The sequence below is a fragment of the Pontibacter sp. HJ8 genome, assembly GCF_054824225.1.
This window is the reverse complement of the sequence record NZ_JSYF01000031.1, coordinates 1-17,518: the sequence shown is the minus strand read 5'-3', so window position 1 is coordinate 17,518 and position 17,518 is coordinate 1. Positions and strand designations below refer to the sequence as shown.

The window sequence follows — 17,518 nt, the reverse complement described above, 5'->3', positions numbered from 1 at the left end:
CTATGCCACTTTCTGCTTCTCCGCGCTATTGGCGGAAAATTATTTTTCAAAAAAAATAAAGGAAATGTTGTGTAGCTGAAAATATGTCCCCATATTAGCTTTTCCAATTCTCTACTACCCTTAATTCGGGTGCAAAACTACATTTATGTTTTTCCAAAACAAAGGAAAGCACATGAATTTTTTTGTACTTTTTGTATCTTCCTGATTGTCTGGTTATTAAATTTAATTTCACTGACTGTAGCAGTGAGAAAACCTGTCCTGCCCTTCGGATTTTGCGGCACTTCTGCCAAACGAACCTACCTGTGATACGTCACGGAATACCGGCTATACCTGAAAAGCCGGTGCTTTTGCGGCCCCGCAGGCAACAAGGCGTCCAAAAGCAAGAGGCAAGCAAAGCGGTGGCTCTGATGCCGTGCCGCCGCTTCGCTTGCCTCCCAACTAAACAGGAACCCGAACCGGGCTGAATGTACTAGATCATGGCCACGGTTTTGTTGTCGATCTGCCCGCCATACGTTTTCTTGTAGTGTACCTTGCGCTCCAGCGCCTCAATTACCGGAATAGAAAAGTCCGCTCCTTCAAGCTCACTGGCAGTCGGCATACCGCCGGGGCTGAACACATTGATCTCCATCAGCTTGTCGCCTACAATATCCAGCCCGACCATGAACATCCCGTCCTGAATCAACTTGGGGCGCACCAGTTCTACCAGGTCCAGCATGGTCTGGTCTACTTTGGCGGCCACAGCGGTGCCTCCCACGTGTATGTTGCTGCGGATGTCGTCTTTGCTGTTCACGCGGCGCATAGCGCAGTACTTGCCATTGTGCTGCAGGGCTTCGCCGTTCACTACAAAGAGACGCACATCGCCTTCGGTGGCTTGCGGGAGGTATTCCTGCGCGATCACGTACCCGTCGCGGCTGATGGCTTCCACGATCTGGTTCAGGTTGGTGGCGTCGTTCTTCTTTACCAGGAAAACACCTGAGCCACCCGAACCCTGCAGGGGCTTGAGAATGATGTTGTTTTTCTGCTCGTTAAAGAACTCCTTGATCTCTTCCTTGTCACGTGTAATGAGGGTGCGGGGGCGAACCGCTTCCGGGAAGTGCTGAAAGTACATCTTGTTCACGGCATCCGAGAGCGAGGTCGGGTCGTTGAGTACGATCACCCCGTGGCGCAGGGCCAGCTGCCCGAAAATGATGCCGGCATTCTGGGCCCAGCTCCTGCCTTCGCCTTCAGAAGAAGGATCGTTGCGGAGCATCAGCACATCCAGTTCCGGGGCCGTAATAACCGTTTTTTTGGCTTTTTCTCCTTGTATCGCCTCCAGGTAGGTGGCCGGGGACTTATACTTATGCTTGGTGTCCGCCATTGCTGCGGTAGCGCCCATATAGCCGTTGGGGTAATAGGCGAGATCGCCCACGCCCATCAGCAGCACGGTGTGGCCCAGGTTGTGCATGCGTTGTGCCAGGAAGATGGTGGTATGGGTTGCTTTTTCTGTATTTACGTCGTTTACTACAAATCCTATCGTCATGTGGGGTGGGTGCTAAGTGAGTGTCGGTTTTTAGGTTACAGTAGGTTAAATACTGATATCCCGGCTTTTAGTTTTTCAAGCTTTGGCTTTACGGCAGGATCCAGCAGGTAGCGGGGCTTGATGGGAGCAGGCCGCAACACCTGGCGGTAGATCAGTTCCTGCACGATGGGGATGTACTCCTGCCGGATCTTCCCGATCAGGAGCGGCTCCAGTTCGTTGCCTTCTTTCAGGTAGCGCAGCAGGTGCACGAGGCCACGCAGGTATACGGCATCTTTCGTCAGGCCGCCGCCGCGGTGCACACGCATGGCAATGCCAAAAGCGGTTTCGTCATCAAACTTATAAGCCTCTTTAAGCCGGCAGAAGTTGTCAGTAAAGCTGCAGCCTTTGGTGAGGTGGTGTACGGCAATGACACGGGCAGCCAGCGTTCGCAGCCTGTCCTGGTCCAGCCCACCCACCAGGTATTCGCTCAGTACGGCCAGCCCTTCCTGCAGTTCCTCATAGCCCGGCACGCCCACATAGAGTTGCTGCAGGGGCTGGGCTTTGCCATTGAAGTAGGTGAGGATGTGTGTCCCAACTTCATGCTGAATGAGCGCCTCGGCCCGGCTGCGGGGTATTTTGGCATCCGTACCGATGTTGAGCCTGCCTTTGGATACGATCAGGCCCACCACATCCTTGCGGACGTCCACACCGGAGTCTACGCCTGGGTGCTGGCTCCGGAGAAAAGCGATCTCCTGCTCGGCTAGGGCGGCAAATTCAGCAACCGGTATCAGCAGGGTGTTCGGATCCCGGGTTGGTTCAGGTATGGCGGCCAGTATACCTTCTGCCACTTTCAGCAGTTGCTCGTCCACATCCCCGAACAGTTGCAGGCTGCTGTATAAAAAGTGGGGCGTGTTACGGTCGGCCAGCATGCTCAGGGTTTTATCCAGCTCGTGGCGCTTGTCGCGGAACAGGAAAGCCAGGGTAGGGTCTTCTACTTTCTCTATGGGAATGTTGTAAAGCTCCCGCTTGAGCAGGTCGGCATCCACCGGCATCAGGCGGTACTGGAAGGTAGGGTCCTGTTTGAACTTGTTTTTCCGGAACTCCTGCCAGGCCTCTTCGGAGTTGATGGGCGTAACAAGCAGCAGAAAACGGAATTGATCGCTGATGGCAGTCAGTTGCTTGTCGATGCGCCAGACCGCGGGCACCACTGCCTGCCGGCCAAGGGCCTGGAAGTGCTGGGGCTGGTGCGTGGTCTGCACCCGCACAAAATCGAAAACGGCTTTCTTGATCGCATTGGATACCATGGTTCGCAATGTCCGGAGGAGTAAGGGGTATACGGTGGCACCCGCCCGGTAAATCGGTTGTATCTCCAGACCCAGCATCAGGCAGCTCAACTGCTTTAGCTCTTCCTCGCTAAGCAGGCTGTTGGGGCCCGCCAGCAGGGCCTGGTTGGATGCCGTGGCCACCGTAGCAGGCCTGTCACTGATGCGTATACCTTTCAGCTCATTTACCAGCGCCTGGGTAGTGGCAGGCAATGCCAGTTCCGGGCCCAGCACCCGGAAGGTGGGGCCGTCAGCTGCCGTACTATCCGGTGCTGCAAATACCTCCAGCAACATAAATGCCCCGAACTCCGCTGTCATGGCCTTGACGATCTCCCGGATCAGGAGCCGGAGTTCGGGTGTCTGTTCTTCCCGCGCAATGATGTAGGAGGCCGATGCCTTGACAAAATCCGCGGTGGCATGGTCGGGTGCATGGGCCGGGTGTCGGAACAGGACCAGAAAAGGAAGAGGCCGGTCGATGTGCACCAGCCCACCTTCGGGCAGGCGCCGGCGTACCTGCTTGCCGCGTTTCAGGCTTTTGACAATGCTTTTGGTGAAACTATCGGATAGGGTATCGGTCATGTCAGCAGCTTTTGGCATACCTGGGCACGTGCCGCCAGTACGGGTTCTAGTGTGCTTTGAAGCGCCTTTTCAATTTCTTTCAGCTGGTTTTCGTCTGGTTTGCCTGTCCACTCGTCCATGAAGAATTTTTTAAATTCAATGGAGATCACGCAGGCGCTGTCAGGAAAGGTATCGTGGATCCAGCGCATAAAATGCCCTCCTTCGAATTTAACATTTTCGCGCACATCCAGGCGCCGGCCCTGGTAGTTGTAGCTTTGCATGCTTCGGGTAAAAGCGTCCACTACCGGCGCCCACAGCTCCCGGTTCATGTTGCCGGTGCCCAGGTTCACCTCGGGGTTTTCTGCCGGATCCGCCTCCGGGCCATCGGCTCCCTGGCGCCTGTGGTTGTAGGTATGCAGGTCGTACACCACAAAGCAGCCATGTTGCTCCTGCACCTGTTGCAACAGTTGTTTTACCTCTTCGTAAAAGCGGTCGTACCGCGCCAGTGATTCCCGGACGAGTTCTTCCGGGAGCTCTTCCTTCCAGACATGCAGTCCCCAGGCATCTTCGGGTTTGCGGTAGATGGCCTTCTCGCGGGAGCGGTTCAGGTCCATTTCAAAGCGGGAGTTCAAACCAATTACCCGGTTGTCGGTTATACCTGTCCAGGTAGCCGTAAAGGGGTCTTCTTCCCGTAACCTTTCCTTTTCCGGTAAGGAAAAGAGGCTGCGGATGTTGTCACGTACGGTGTGCCCGTCATGGATGGCAGTGGCAATAAGCGGGCTTTTACCTTGCTTTATGTGATAGTATGGCTTTTCTGGCGAAGTGTGGGGCATAGGTTTTTTTGATAGGTTTTACCTGCCCGGGCGGCTTAAGGTTTTCCATCGGCCCCAACATTCCTGCCTGAAAAGTTTGTAGAAAAGCATGTAATTTATACTTTTAAAATACCGTAACAATCTGGTGTTATACCCTGTATAGCTCTATATAAGAATTTTTCTATAAACCTTCTGGCCTATGTGGCAATTTTATAAGAATACAGGTTACGTGATCGCAATCTTTCTGCTGGCCGTGCTGATGCAGTACCTGCGCTGTGATGCCCTCACCGGCGGGAACCTGCTGATGCTGGGCTCTTTGTTTGGCGGCGGACTGGTGGCCGGTTTGCTGGGCAGCTCCCAACTTATACAGGAGAAAGAGGTATAGCGTAGCCGGATGCATTGTATTCTTGGTTTGTAAAGGGCAATCCTTAACTTTACCTGGAGTACAAAAAGCAGATGGAAAACACATATGCAGCAGTTGCCTCTGAGAAAGAGGATGAGAAACTGCTCCAGCTATTAAAAGAACGCGCCAGCTATGAGCCAGGAGCCATACTTGCCGTAATTGAAGAAGTAGAAAGAAGAAACCTTGCCGTTCCGGATCTGGAACAGATAAAGCAGGAAGTGCTGCACGCCTATACCTTGCAACAGCAGCCGTCTGATACCGCTGCCGAGGCGCCGGAAGCCACCTCCTTTCCCGAAAAACTCCGGAACTTCGGCATGCTGTTTGTGCCACGGCAGCAGTATGTCGTGACCCCCGTCCTGATCAACCTCAACATCCTCATTTTTATTGTAGTAACCTTATCCGGCGTGCATGTGCTGTCTCCTGCGTGGCAGGACATGATTGCAGTAGGGGCAAACTTTGGACCTTATACCCTTACCGGGGAATGGTGGCGCCTCTTCAGCAGCATGTTCCTGCACATTGGGGTGCTGCACCTGCTGGTAAACATGTATGCCCTGGTCAGTATCGGGGGCGTGCTGGAGTCGTTGGTCGGCAAAAAACAGTTTGCCCTGGCCTACGTGCTCTGCGGGCTGGCCGGCAGCCTGGGCAGCCTGTGGTGGGACCAGATGCGGATAAGCGCCGGTGCTTCGGGTGCGATCTTCGGGATGTTTGGTATGTTCATGACGGTGGTGCTGCTGGAGCGCAAGATGAGCTGGCAGGAGAAGAAAGGGATGGTGTTGAACATGCTGGGCGTGATCGCCTTTAACCTGGTGTTTGGCCTGCAAAGCGGCATCGACAATGCGGCGCATACCGGCGGGCTGGTAATGGGCATCGTGTTTGGGGCTGTTTTGCTGCTTCGCTCCGGCAGGTATATCACGCAGCGCTACAGCAGCCTGGGCAATGCCCTGACGGTAGCCGTGGTGCTGGTTGCTTTCACGGCTTTGTATGTTCAGATACCTGCTACGCATGCCAAATACCTGAGTACCATGCTGCGGTTTGAAGAAAAGGAGCAGGAGGCGCTGGTGGTGCTGGAGGACATGCTGGCAGCCGGCTATGGCGAAGGGGCCGACAGGTATACAGATGAGCTGGAGCAAGGTATAGCCATATGGCATGCAGGTATAGCGGAGTTGGCGGCACTCGGGGAGCTGCCCGATCTGAAGGCGCAGGAGGCAAAAGAGGTGGAGACCATGCTGCACTACGCCCGGCTGCGCAAAAAGTCCTATGAGATGATGCGGGATGACTTGCAGGCCAAACAGCCCTGGATGAACCCAAAGCAACAAGAGGTTATGCAGGCGATCAGTACCTCCGTGGAAGAAATGAATCAACTGAGAGGAAATAAAAACGGGCAGTAGGTAGCGGCTTAGTAACCCCGATGCACGGCTGGTATGCCCATGGTGCTGAAAGCTGGCGCAACTGAGCGTACCTGTTTCCGGAACAGCCGCTTTGTACTGTCCTGATCTTCCGAATACTTTTTGAAGTAGTGTTGCCCTCAATCTGAAGCATAAGGCAAGCCTGCTCCATGTCTTGGCATACCTTTTCTTTTCACATCCATAAGCCCCTCCCTTCTGCGGACTCCCAATCCTGGCGGTATAAGCGTTTCTTTAAAAACGAATTGTCGGAGATCTCCTGCCTCTCCCTGGGCTGTGCAGGTAGCCGGAATAAATTTTTTAAGCCTCAAGCAACCATTTCAGAATTCTGACATCTATTAGGTTGAGAGCAGCTTAAAAGAAGAATTTTGCGGCCTCCTGAAAGAGAAACCTTAAACAAACAGACCTATGAAGAGTATCAAGTTTTACACCATCACACTGGCCATGCTGGCAATGGCTCTTTTATTGGCTCACCTTCCGGCAATGGCCCAGCGCCATATCAAAGGCGAAGGGGAGATCAAATCGCAGAACAGAGACGTTTCCGGCTTCAAAGGGATCGACGTGAGCGGCGGCTTTGCGGTAGAACTCACACAGGGCAGCAAGGAAGGGGTGCGTGTAGAGGCCCAGGAAAACCTGCTCAGCAACATCAAAACAGAAGTCAGAAACGGGGTGCTGCACATCTACAACGATGGAAGCATCTCCACCAACAAAGGCATGAAGGCCTATATCACGGTGCGGGAACTGAACAAAGTGAGCATCAGTGGCGGTGTAAAAGTAACAGGCAATTCCACTTTCAAAGCCGATGCGTTTGACCTGGACCTGAGCGGAGGCTCTAAGGTAACACTGGCCATCAGCACCAAGAAACTCAACGCAGACATGAGCGGTGCCAGCAAGGTAGAGCTGACAGGTCGCGCCGATGAAGTGATGATGGATATGTCCGGTGCGTCCAACGTGGATGCGTCAGAGCTGGAAGCAAAGAATGTGAAGATAGAGGCAAGCGGTGCCAGCAAAGTCAGGGTGTTTGCCAAAGAGAATCTGGACATCAACGCTTCCGGTGCCTCCAATGTAGCCTACAAAGGCAACCCAAGCATTACCTCCGATGTGTCGTCGGCAGCCAAAATATCCAAAATGTAAGAGAATACAGTCCTATACATAAAAAGGGCTGCCCGCAAAGGCAGCCCTTTTTATGTATAGGACTTGCGTCCTGACCAGGTATAGCTATACCTAGCGCACCGGCACCGGCAGTACCGGCAGGCTGGTATGGCCTTCTGCATCGACCGCCTGCACCGCAAAGAAGTAGTTGTCTTTGGAGTAGCCGATAGTCGCTTTGTTGTCCTTTACAAAAAACTTCTTGTCCCAGGTAGGGCTGTTGGTTTCGCGCATCAGGATGTAGTAACCGGCAGGCTTTTTGCCTTTGGCAGGAGCCTGCCACTGCAGATCCGTTTTGTTGGTCAGGTTGGAGGTCAGCACGCCCACTTTCTCCGGAGCCTGCGGCGCCCGGCCCAGGTTGGCCATGGTGGCCAGGTTCACGGCGGTGTTTTTGCGCAGGTATTCAAAGTCCATGAACTCAATGAGGTCGCCGTACTGCTTGCCGTTCTCTTTGCGCACATCCTGGTGCTGGTGGTCAAAGTCCTCGTTCATTTCGCTCATGCGCACAGCTGCAAAGCCCTGCTGGTTGAACGGGGTGTGGTCGCCGCCACGCAGGAAGCGATCCGGGCGATAGCCAAGCACTACCTCTAACTGGTCCACGTAAGCTTCGCCGGTCATTTTCATGTAGCGGGCCAGGTTGCGGCTCGGGCCGTCGTTCTCAGAGCCGAGTGTACGGCGCAGGCGGGCCTGCTCTTCTGTTTCGTTGGAAGGAGTGGCCTCGCTGAACACGCGCACCCGGGTATTGTCATGCAGACCCGTTTCGGCAGAGTAGGAATTGCCCACGATGTCGTTGTTAAGCACCGCTACCAGGTTCCAGCCTTCTTTCTTCACGCGCTCAGCCATGTGCTTTGAGCCGTACAGCCCCTGTTCTTCGCCCTGAAAAGCGACAAAAACCAGTGTGGCCGGGAACGGGCGCGACGCCATCACGCGGGCCATCTCCATCACAATCGCTACTCCCGAAGCGTCGTCGTTTGCGCCCGGGGCCTTGCTTTTGGCGTCCATCACGTCGGTGGCGCGGGAGTCGAGGTGGCCGCTCACGATGATCACGCGGTCATCTGTCGGGTCAGTGCCTTTGAGGGTAGCGACCACGTTGGCCATTTCCACGTCCTGCGGGATGCGGCGGCCGTCTGCCTTTACGGTATAGCGGTCCATCGCTACGGTCATGCGGCCGCCAGAGGCCTTGGCATAGTTCTCAAACTCCGATTTCACCCACTCGCGGGCGGCACCGATGCCTACTTTTTTGCTGGTAGTCGTGCTCAGGGTATGGCGTGTTTCAAAGTCTACCATCCGCTGCACCAGCGCCCGCAGGTTTTGTGCCGACACCTCGTTCACCATCTTCTGGATTTCCTCGTCGTGGGTGGAAGGCGCCTGCGCGGCGACTGTCTGGGTAAGGTATAGCCCTGCCAGCAGGCAAAGAGCCAGCAGTCGGGTGAGTTTCGTCTTGTAAGTCATTTGTGTTAGAAAAGATGCGCTCTAGATTAGAATGAGATTCTAAATATAGGGAGCTTTAGGGAAGATTGAAAAACCGACTTATATATAGGCCAGCGTGCAGCGTTCGCCTTCCAGTTTGTGCAATTCCTGTTCTACTGTGAGGCTATCCTTGGCCTGCGTAAACTCCGACTGGTAGCGCTTGGAGAGTTCCCTGCGTTTGATAGCTTCCAGAAAACGCCGCGCGTCGTCGCGGTTTTGCAGGATCAGGCCGGGTACCGTGGTGGGCTTGTCATCATCGCCTTTGGCCACCATCGTGAAATAGGAGGTGTTGGTATGTTTGACTATACCTGTCTTGACGTTCTCTGCGATGACTTTTATACCGACCATCAAAGAGGTATTCCCCACGTAGTTGACCGAGGCCATAAGCGATACCAGTTCGCCTACCTCCACGGGCTGCAGGAAATTCACGCCATCCACGGTGACAGTGACGCAGTAGTTGCCGGCATGCTTGGCAGAGCAGGCGTACGCCACCTTGTCCATGAGCGAAAGCAGGATTCCGCCATGAATTTTGCCGCCAAAGTTGGCATAGCTCGGGATCATCAGCTCGGTGAGGGTCGTGCGAGAGTAGGAGACAGGTTGGAATGCAGGTATAGCCATGTTCAGTTTATCGATTATGGCAAGGTATACGAGGCCGACAAAGGAGGGGTACGCTACTGCTGCAAATACGGAGCCACCTCCGAAAGCTTAAACGAAATGGAAGCACCATCTATTGAGAGGCATACTTCAGGCAAGCCAAGGGAGGCATGAAAAACCAGCTGATCGTCTGCGAAGCCGATGTTCAGATCCTCATATCCAAACTCAGGTATGGTCTCTGCCATAGTGAAGCAATCGTTAAAGTTAGGGTCGTCTGCAAAGAGATGGTACTCAGCCTGTATTCGCTGGTTTACCTGTCGGAGCAGGTTGTTTCGTTTGTCGTTGAACAGGGATTCGTTCTTTATCGGCACATAGGCATCGTTTTCCAGCTTGTACAGGGTGTACTCCCAGCTGTAGCGGCCTTTGTAGTCGGGTATGCCAGTGGCCACCGATCTGTAATTCTGGTAAGTGCAGGTTCTGACAATGATGGGATCTTCGGAGCCAGGGTTATCCTCGTCTTTTTCCTCGCACGCAGTGGCCGTACTGTCAGTTGCTGTCTGTTTTTCGGATTCAGCTTCGGAGGAAACTGCCGTAACAGGTGCATCCGTTATGGTTGCTTCTGCAGACTCGATTGTAACGCCATCGGCTTTTGTCAGGCCCCGTTTGCTTTGCTCACAACCAAAGCTCATGCACAGCACCAACGAGATCAAAAACGCAGGATTTCTCATAAAAGGAAAGCAGCAAATCAGGTATACCGCCTACAAAAATACTACTTCCTTCACTACTTCGTCGCCCATGGCTTTGTTGAGGAGTTCCACCACCTTGCTTTTCGACATGTTGAGTTCATGCTTGAGCGGGGCGGAGGTAAGACGCACAAACAGCTTCTGGTCCCGGAAATAGAGCTCCTTTGTTTTCAGGGCGATGGGTTTGCCCATGATCTGCTCCCAACGCTGCACCAGGTCTACCTCGTTGAGCTTGCCCTGTAGCCGGTACGCCTTCAGCAGCCCTTTGATGCTGTCGCCGATGGTCTGCACATCTGCCTTTCGCTTCGCAATCTCCTCTTTCTTCTTGTAGTAGCGCACGGTTTTAATTTTGAATGAGTGGGTGAATGCATGCTTGAATACGTGTTCCGCTTATACAGTATGCAGCTGCTCCTCCGGGTTGGTAATACGAAACTTGGGCAGGCAAACACTTCTCCTGACAGCTGCTGTGAAGCTCCCGAATGCTCACAGGCAGGCGTATTACTTCTGCTCAGAAAGCCTTTGCAAAAGTAATGATAAAGTTGGTGAGTTATAGGTTATATGCAAGCTATACTTCTTCAGCGACTGTAGTGAATGAACCGGCGCCTGCTTCTACTGGGTTTCGAAGCCGCAGCGCTGGCAATTCTGCTCCCCTGTCAGTTTACCATGGTCATCCAGCGTAAACTGGCAGCATGTTACAAATTTCTCTTTCAGCATTTCTTTCGCGCGGTGTACCCTCGATTTTGTGTTGGCAAGCGAAACCCCCAGCAATTCAGCCACTTCCTGCTGCTTCTTCCCTTCAAAGTTTATCAACTCGATCACCTTTCTATACTTTTGGGGAAGCTCATGGATGAAGGATTCGAAACAGCAATACATAAGCTTCCGCTCCGGCTCCGGGAGCTTTTCAAGGGTTGTATCCTGCAGCTCAACCGCATGCCTGGTTTTCTTATAGAAATCTACAATCTGGTTTCTCGTTATTTGATAGGCCCAGGCCTGAACATTGGCATGATTGGTTAGGTTGTCCAGGTTCAGGTGAATCTTAATAAAAACTTCCTGTAAAATATCTTCCGCCTCCACCTGATTCTTGACTCTTTTCAGAATAAAGCGGTAGAGATTGTCTTTCAGGCCTTCCCAAACTGTCAAGGTGTCTTTTTGCATTTGTATACATTTAAAAGTCAGGAGAATGTACTTCCCCTGACTTCAGACCTTGTTAACAACAATTTACGCAGTTATCACATTCGCACTTGTCGCATGTGCATTGGCTTGCGGCACAATCACCGCAATCGCAATTGTCACACGTACAGTTAGGGCAAATACAAGTTCCCTGTTTCATTTCAGCTTCTTCTGTTACCAGTAGGATCGTCTTCATAAGATTGATTTTTAAATTTATCTGCGATGTAGACTGCGAAAGCTCAAAAAGGATGCAAAGTTTCGGAGGTATATAAATCTTACTGCCCGGAGTTCGATAAAATACCCAACTCTCATATAACATAAACCCAAAGGATAAAGTTGAAACCAACCATTACCCAATCAACCGCACTGTCCCTTCCTTTACTTTAAATCTACGGATCTGTTCGGACAGGTTCTCGAGTATTTTATCGGTTCGTTCGAGGTGGGTGTCGGTCAGGAAGATCTGGCCGAAGGCATGGGCGGCGACCATTTGCATGAGTTTGGTGATGCGTTTCTCGTCGAGGCGGTCAAAGATGTCGTCGAGCAGGAGCAGGGGTTTGTGGTGCTGCCGCTCGGCCATCACTTCGAAGTGTGCCAGCTTGAGGGCAATTACATAGCTCTTCTGCTGCCCCTGCGAGCCAAAGCTTTTCACGGGGTTTCCGTCCATCAGGAAAACAAAGTCGTCTTTGTGCGGGCCGACCGTGGTGCGCTGCAGGGCCAGGTCCTTGCGCTCGGCCTGCGCCAGCAGCTGCGAAAAATCAGCACCGGGCAGCTGGCTTTTGTAGGTCAGCGTCACCTCTTCGTGGCTGTCGGAGATGTGGCGGTAGTGCTTCTGGAAGATCGGAACGAACGTTTCCAGAAAAGTGATGCGCTCCTGCGCCAGTTGCTCTCCCACGGGCGTCAACTGCTCGTTGAGGATGTGGAGGTAGTCGCGGTCGAAGTAGCGGCGCTCGGCAAACTGCTTGAGCAGGGAGTTGCGCTGCTTGAGGATGTAGTTGTACTGAATGAGCCGCTCCAGGTAGGTATGGTCGAGCTGCGAGATGAGGCTGTCGAAGTATTTTCGGCGCTCCTCGCTGCCCTCGCGGATCAGGTCGGTATCGTAAGGCGAGATCAGCACGACCGGGAAACGGCCGATGTGGTCGCTCATCTTCTCATACACCACCTTGTTGTGGGCCACCGTTTTTTTCTGCCCCTGCCGCAGGCTGCACATAACGGTATGCTTCTCCTGGTCAATCTTAAACCGCCCTTTGACCATAAAATACTCCTCTTCCTGCTTGATACTCAGTGCATCCGAGCTGTTGAACGCACTCTTGGTCATGGAGAGATAATGGATGGCGTCGAGCAGGTTGGTTTTGCCGCTGCCATTGTCGCCAATGAAGCAATTGATGTGCGGCGAGAAACTAATGTTAGCTTCGTCGTAGTTCTTGAAAAACAACAGACTTAGATTTTCGAGGAGCATTAGTTTCTTCTTTGATTTCTTTTTCCTTAATTTCGCATGCTAAAACCCGTCAGAGGCCTGATTTGCCGCCCGTTCCGGCCCGAATCTCGCTAAAAATGCTGTACGGACAACAATAACGATACACAAATACCCATGGCTGATACGAAAGAAAAGGCAAAAGCGAAGTCGCAGAAAGCAAAGGTACAGGCTGAGCCAACATTTTCAAAAGAGACTTACATGTGGTGGTATGAGTCGATGAAGCTCATTCGCCGCTTTGAAGAAAAAACAGGCCAGCTGTATGGCCAGCAGAAAATAAAAGGCTTCTGCCACCTCTACATTGGCCAGGAGGCCTGCGTAGCCGGTGCTGTGACAGCCCTTGAGAAAGGCGACAAGTGGATTACGGCTTACCGTGACCACGCGCACCCACTGGCGCTGGGCACCAGCCCGAACGCCGTGATGGCCGAAATGTTTGCAAAGGTGACCGGCTGCTCCAAAGGCAAGGGCGGCTCCATGCACATCTTCGACAAAGAAGTAAACTTCGTGGGCGGACACGGCATCGTGGGTGGACAGGTGCCACTGGGCGCTGGTCTCGCTTTCGCAGAGAAATATAACAAGACAGGCAAGCTTTGCATCTGCTACATGGGCGACGGAGCCGTACGCCAGGGTGCTTTCCACGAAGCGCTGAACATGGCCATGACCTGGAAGCTTCCCGTGATCTTCGTGATCGAGAACAACGGCTACGCGATGGGTACTTCCGTAACGCGTACCTCCAACGTGAACGACCTTTACAAACTGGGCCATGCGTACGAAATGCCATCTGAGCCGGTAGAGGCGATGAGCGTAGAGAACGTGCACAATGCCGTGGCGAAAGCCGCTGAGCGTGCCCGTGCCGGTGAAGGCCCTACTTTGCTGGAGTTCAAAACGTACCGTTACAAAGGACACTCGATGTCTGACCCTGCCAAGTACAGAACAAAAGAGGAACTGGAAGACTACAAAGGCCGTGACTCGATAGAATCTGTAAAAGCCACGATCCTGAACAACGGTTGGGCTACAGAAGAAGAACTGGACGCAATCGATGAGAAAATCAAGGGGCAGGTGATGGAATCTGTGAAGTTCGCCGAAGAATCTCCGTATCCGGATCCTTCCGAGCTGTACACCGACATCTATGTAGAGAAGGACTATCCTTACATAATGGACTAAATTTTAAATATTTAAGGATTAGGAATTAAAAAATGTAAATTTGATGTTCTGGTCTTGTAGATTTGGTTCAAATCATTTTTAATTTCTATTTTTGAGTTCTTATTTTCAATTAAACTAATGGCAAAAGAGACAGTAAAAAAACACAGCGAATTTGAGGAGCTGGTAGAGAATCCGGATGTGTTGGCAGATCGCCTGGTGCATTCGGAGGACTTTGTGAAGAAAAACAAAACCAAGCTACTCGGTGTGTTTGCCGCCATTGCCGCAATAATAGTTGCTGGTTTTTTATTCTATAACCATCGCAACACGCAGAACCAGGAAGCGCAGGAAGCGATGTTCCAGGCTGTGTATTATTTCGAGGCAGATTCTCTGAACAAAGCCCTGAACGGCGATGGTCAGTATGACGGACTGTTGAGTATTGCCAAAGAGTATAGCGGAACAGATGCCGGTAACCTGGCGAACTTCTATGCTGGCGTGGCTTTACTGAAGCAAGGCCAGTTTGCTGAGGCACAATCTCACCTGGAAGATTTTAAATCGGACGACTACCTGATGCAGGCGCGTGCTTATAGCCTAACAGGAGATGCACTGTCAGAGCAGGGGAAGTACAAGGAAGCAGCAGACCTGTATACCAAAGCTGCTAACCACAATGCCAACCAGTACTTTTCACCACTCTACCTGATGAAGGCAGGTATAGCATACGAAGCGGCTAACGACTTCCAGGCAGCTGCCACCACCTATGACAAGATCATCAAAGATTTTGTAGCTTCTGCTGAGGTAACGGACGCTAAAAAGTACAAGGCCCGTGCCGAAATGCTGGCAGGCGGCAACAACTAACGTATAAACGGGCGTAAGCCTAACCCATAAAAAGCGCTTTTGTCCTACCGGCAGAAGCGCTTTTTGTTTAAAGTTGTTCTGCATCACATGGTACAGTTTGAATCTGTGAGCCCAACAACCAACAATTTAACCATCAACAATTTAAGGTATGGCGACTTCTTTAAAGAACCTGAACGAGTACAAGAAAGAAAGCTTTGCAGATATTTCAGAGAAAAGATTTGGGATCGTCGTGGCGGACTGGCACCATGAGATTACGGATGTGCTTTGCGCCGGTGCTATTGAGACGCTGCTCAAGCATGGCGCAAAGAAAGAGAATATCTTCCGGAACACCGTACCGGGTAGCTTTGAGCTGACGCTTGGCGCACAGTTCCTGGCACTGCAGGAAGAGATCGATGCGGTGATCTGCATCGGTGTGGTCATCAAAGGCGATACCAAGCACGACGATTACATCAACCACGCAGTAGCCAATGGCCTGACCAACGTGTCGCTGAAGTTTAACAAGCCGGTATCCTTCGGCCTGGTAACGACCAACAACCTGGAGCAGGCGCTGGACAGAGCCGGTGGCAAGCATGGCAACAAAGGGGTAGAGGCTGCCGCAGCGGCCATTCATATGCTGAGCTTCTAAAAAAAGGAAAGGCCCTGCTTCCAAAAGAAGCAGGGCCTTTCCCGTATGGGGAGGTATAGGCCGTTTAGAAATTATACCCTACAGTTATACCGGGCCTTAAACCGAAGCCGCTGCCTAATATCATATCGCCCAGTATACCCATATCGAAGTCTTCTTCTGTGCCGGTGTTTACCTTCAGGCTGCCGCTATTGTAGCCAGCTCCTAAAAATACATCGAGCGAAATATTGCTTTTAAAGATCCACTGGTTGCCAATGGCCACACCGGCGCCGATCGGCTTATACGTGGCGCTATAGTCACTGCCTTCTTCATCCTTGTTCTTTACCGTCAGCTTAAAGTTCTGGATGCGTCCGTAGCCGGCTACATAAGCTCCGGCCGGGGCCGTCTTATTATCCGAAAAGTAGTAGCGTACCTCGGGTGTAAAGCCATGGCCTTTGAACTTGACATCCGAGACAGAGATGCCGGTAGTAAAGGCACCCAGCTGCGCGCTTATTCTGTCTGTCACGGCGTATTCCAGGAAGCCGGAGCCGGTCAGGGCAAAAGGGCTAAGCACGTTTACCTTGATGACAGCGCGCTTGGGCTGCTGTACCTGTGCGGATGCCGTTTGCAATGAAACCATGGATAAAGCAGCCACGGCAAAAGTGAGTAGGATTTTCTTCTTCATCAGAGTCTAGTGAGTTAAACGGTGAGCTGCTAAAACGGGCAGTCCATATTGCAAATTAGCAACTTCCATTCCAGATTTGCAGCTGATCTGCAGAAAGTAGCGGGGAAGAAAATAAAAATTAAAATAGAGAGGCCGGGTAGCATAGTATAAATATTACTGTTATTTTTGCACGAAATTTAGCCAAGACAATACTACTGCCTCCAGAGTGGTTCGGTTTTTGGTTAAATATAGCTGATACTAAACTAAATCAGCCCAGACGCTGTTATGCGGCATAAGAACAATGCATACAGCAGGCAGGATGGTTTATAACCCATAAGGTTTAAGAAACTATAACGCAGTTCTAAGATAGTAGAATGAATACAAACGACGAAAAACAACGGTATTCCAAAGAGGAATTGGCAGAATTTGAAAGCATCATCCTTGAAAAACTGACCAATGCCCGTAAGGAAGTGACTTTTATCAAAGAGACATTGAGCCGCCGCAACGACTCCGGTACAGATAACACAGCTTCTCCTACCAAAGTATTGGAAGATGGTGCGGATACCGCAGAGAAAGAAAGCCTGAACCAGCTGGCTTCCCGCCAGATGAAGTTTATGCAGCAGTTGGAGAATGCGCTTATACGCATCAAAAACGGCACTTACGGTGTTTGCATCGTAACCGGCAAGCTGATTCCGAAGGAGAGATTGCGTGCCGTGCCGCATACACAGCATACCATTGAGGCGAAGCTTCAGCGTAACGACTAGTATTTTTAGCACTTGAATATTCTGCAGAATCATATTCAGGCACTGGTTTTCTGTGCCCAGTCGCCAATAAGCATCGAAGAGATTCAGCGCTGCCTGACAGAAGCGCTGGGTGTAGAAGTGTATGTAAGCGATGTGCTGGAAGCCGTTGAGGAAATTAATGTACAACTGGCCGAGTCAGGTTTTGCATTCCAGATATATGCGATCGGGGGCGGTTACCAGTTCCTCACCAAGCCCGAATATCAGGATACGGTTAGCCTGTATCTGAAACATAAATCCAAAAAGAAATTATCAGCGTCTTCTCTGGAGACGCTGGCAATCATTGCCTATAAGCAGCCGATCACCCGCTCTGCCGTAGAGCAGATCCGGGGCGTAGGATGCGATTACGCTATCCATAAACTACTCGAAAAAGAACTTATTGAGATCAAGGGTAAAGCCGAGACGATCGGTAGACCCGTGTTGTACGGTACGTCTCAGAAGTTTATGGATTACTTTGGCATCAACCACATCAAGGACCTCCCGCAACTAAAAGACTTCGCCTCAGAAGAAAATATGATAGGCGAAGTAGCCGATTAACAAACCCCTGCCGGCTATACTAGTATACTATTCATACATACTGCACACAAAGGTACAGTAGCGATACTGCATCATTAATTTAAATAAAATGGCAAGAGATAACGAAAGACCAGCCCGCGATAACGACGGAGCAGGCAGAAAAGAAGCTGACAGAAACTCATCTGACAGACCCAATAACGACCGCGGAGAAAAGAAAATCTTTAACAGAAGAGATAAAGGAGAAGGAAAAGAAGGCGGAGAGCGTCGTTCTTACGGATCCGATAGAAGTGAAGGAAGCGAGCGCCGCTCTTATGGCAGCGACCGCAGAGAAGGTGGCGAGCGCAAACCA

At 51.6% G+C, this 17,518-nt stretch carries 18 protein-coding genes and 1 pseudogene; 9 read left to right on the top strand and 10 right to left on the bottom strand.

Annotation, left to right across the window (positions count from 1 at the left end; genetic code table 11):
* Positions 1-469 precede the first annotated feature (469 nt).
* Genes OB13_RS01660 through OB13_RS01650 form a run of 3 tightly spaced genes read right to left on the bottom strand, consistent with a single transcriptional unit; the run spans position 470 to position 4,211 of the window.
* Positions 470-1,519, bottom strand: coding sequence for a glutathione synthetase (locus tag OB13_RS01660; RefSeq protein WP_461488406.1), 1,050 nt, complete (start codon positions 1,517-1,519; stop codon positions 470-472).
* Between the two features lie 35 nt (positions 1,520-1,554).
* Positions 1,555-3,399: a flavohemoglobin expression-modulating QEGLA motif protein gene (locus OB13_RS01655; protein WP_461488405.1), complete on the bottom strand. Its 1,845-nt coding sequence runs from the start codon at positions 3,397-3,399 to the stop codon at positions 1,555-1,557.
* Complete coding sequence (locus tag OB13_RS01650; protein WP_461488404.1) at positions 3,396-4,211, bottom strand: N-formylglutamate amidohydrolase; 816 nt, start codon at positions 4,209-4,211, stop codon at positions 3,396-3,398. Before OB13_RS01650 ends, OB13_RS01655 begins: the two co-directional genes overlap by 4 nt.
* 178 nt (positions 4,212-4,389) lie before the next feature.
* Between OB13_RS01650 and OB13_RS01645 the strand changes: the two genes are divergently transcribed.
* From OB13_RS01645 to OB13_RS01635, 3 genes are all read left to right on the top strand, one after another.
* Complete coding sequence (locus OB13_RS01645) at positions 4,390-4,575, top strand: hypothetical protein (RefSeq protein WP_461488403.1); 186 nt, start codon at positions 4,390-4,392, stop codon at positions 4,573-4,575.
* Positions 4,576-4,646: 71 nt separating this feature from the next.
* Complete coding sequence (locus tag OB13_RS01640) at positions 4,647-5,981, top strand: rhomboid family intramembrane serine protease (protein WP_461488402.1); 1,335 nt, start codon at positions 4,647-4,649, stop codon at positions 5,979-5,981.
* 423 nt (positions 5,982-6,404) lie between these two features.
* Positions 6,405-7,130, top strand: a complete 726-nt coding sequence (locus OB13_RS01635; RefSeq protein ID WP_461488401.1) for a head GIN domain-containing protein — start codon at positions 6,405-6,407, stop codon at positions 7,128-7,130.
* Between the two features lie 90 nt (positions 7,131-7,220).
* Here OB13_RS01635 and OB13_RS01630 read toward each other — a convergent pair whose 3' ends face one another.
* From OB13_RS01630 to recF, 6 genes are all read right to left on the bottom strand, one after another.
* Positions 7,221-8,597, bottom strand: a complete 1,377-nt coding sequence (locus OB13_RS01630) for a M28 family metallopeptidase (protein WP_461488400.1) — start codon at positions 8,595-8,597, stop codon at positions 7,221-7,223.
* A gap of 78 nt (positions 8,598-8,675) precedes the next feature.
* Complete coding sequence (locus OB13_RS01625) at positions 8,676-9,233, bottom strand: acyl-CoA thioesterase (protein WP_461488399.1); 558 nt, start codon at positions 9,231-9,233, stop codon at positions 8,676-8,678.
* 53 nt (positions 9,234-9,286) lie between these two features.
* Positions 9,287-9,937, bottom strand: a complete 651-nt coding sequence (locus OB13_RS01620) for a hypothetical protein (RefSeq protein ID WP_461488398.1) — start codon at positions 9,935-9,937, stop codon at positions 9,287-9,289.
* A 30-nt stretch (positions 9,938-9,967) separates the two neighbouring features.
* Positions 9,968-10,291, bottom strand: coding sequence for a DciA family protein (locus OB13_RS01615; protein WP_461488397.1), 324 nt, complete (start codon positions 10,289-10,291; stop codon positions 9,968-9,970).
* A gap of 270 nt (positions 10,292-10,561) precedes the next feature.
* Positions 10,562-11,107 (bottom strand): RNA polymerase sigma factor SigZ, encoded by a 546-nt coding sequence (gene sigZ, locus OB13_RS01610; RefSeq protein WP_461488396.1) that lies wholly within the window; start codon positions 11,105-11,107, stop codon positions 10,562-10,564.
* A gap of 364 nt (positions 11,108-11,471) precedes the next feature.
* Complete coding sequence (gene recF, locus OB13_RS01605) at positions 11,472-12,578, bottom strand: DNA replication/repair protein RecF (protein WP_461488395.1); 1,107 nt, start codon at positions 12,576-12,578, stop codon at positions 11,472-11,474.
* 132 nt (positions 12,579-12,710) lie between these two features.
* On the opposite strand from recF, the gene pdhA reads away from it, so the two are divergent.
* The 3 genes from pdhA (at position 12,711) to ribH (ending at position 15,213) form a co-directional block, all read left to right on the top strand.
* Positions 12,711-13,757: a pyruvate dehydrogenase (acetyl-transferring) E1 component subunit alpha gene (gene pdhA, locus OB13_RS01600; protein WP_461488394.1), complete on the top strand. Its 1,047-nt coding sequence runs from the start codon at positions 12,711-12,713 to the stop codon at positions 13,755-13,757.
* Positions 13,758-13,874: 117 nt separating this feature from the next.
* Positions 13,875-14,588, top strand: a complete 714-nt coding sequence (locus OB13_RS01595) for a tetratricopeptide repeat protein (RefSeq protein ID WP_461488393.1) — start codon at positions 13,875-13,877, stop codon at positions 14,586-14,588.
* 148 nt (positions 14,589-14,736) lie between these two features.
* A complete protein-coding gene (ribH, locus tag OB13_RS01590; protein WP_461488392.1) occupies positions 14,737-15,213 on the top strand; it encodes a 6,7-dimethyl-8-ribityllumazine synthase in 477 nt (158 codons plus the stop codon).
* Positions 15,214-15,277: 64 nt separating this feature from the next.
* On the opposite strand, the gene OB13_RS01585 is transcribed toward ribH, so the two are convergent.
* On the bottom strand, positions 15,278-15,874 hold the full coding sequence (locus OB13_RS01585; RefSeq protein WP_461488391.1) for a DUF3575 domain-containing protein: 597 nt from the start codon (positions 15,872-15,874) through the stop codon (positions 15,278-15,280).
* Between the two features lie 353 nt (positions 15,875-16,227).
* Between OB13_RS01585 and OB13_RS01580 the strand changes: the two genes are divergently transcribed.
* The 3 genes and pseudogenes from OB13_RS01580 to OB13_RS01570 form a co-directional block, all read left to right on the top strand.
* Entirely contained in the window at positions 16,228-16,617 is a 390-nt protein-coding gene (locus OB13_RS01580; protein WP_461488390.1) for a TraR/DksA family transcriptional regulator, read from the top strand.
* 12 nt (positions 16,618-16,629) lie between these two features.
* Entirely contained in the window at positions 16,630-17,190 is a 561-nt protein-coding gene (gene scpB / locus OB13_RS01575) for an SMC-Scp complex subunit ScpB (RefSeq protein WP_461488389.1), read from the top strand.
* A gap of 88 nt (positions 17,191-17,278) precedes the next feature.
* Positions 17,279-17,518, top strand: a pseudogene (locus OB13_RS01570) (pseudouridine synthase); the annotation flags it as partial.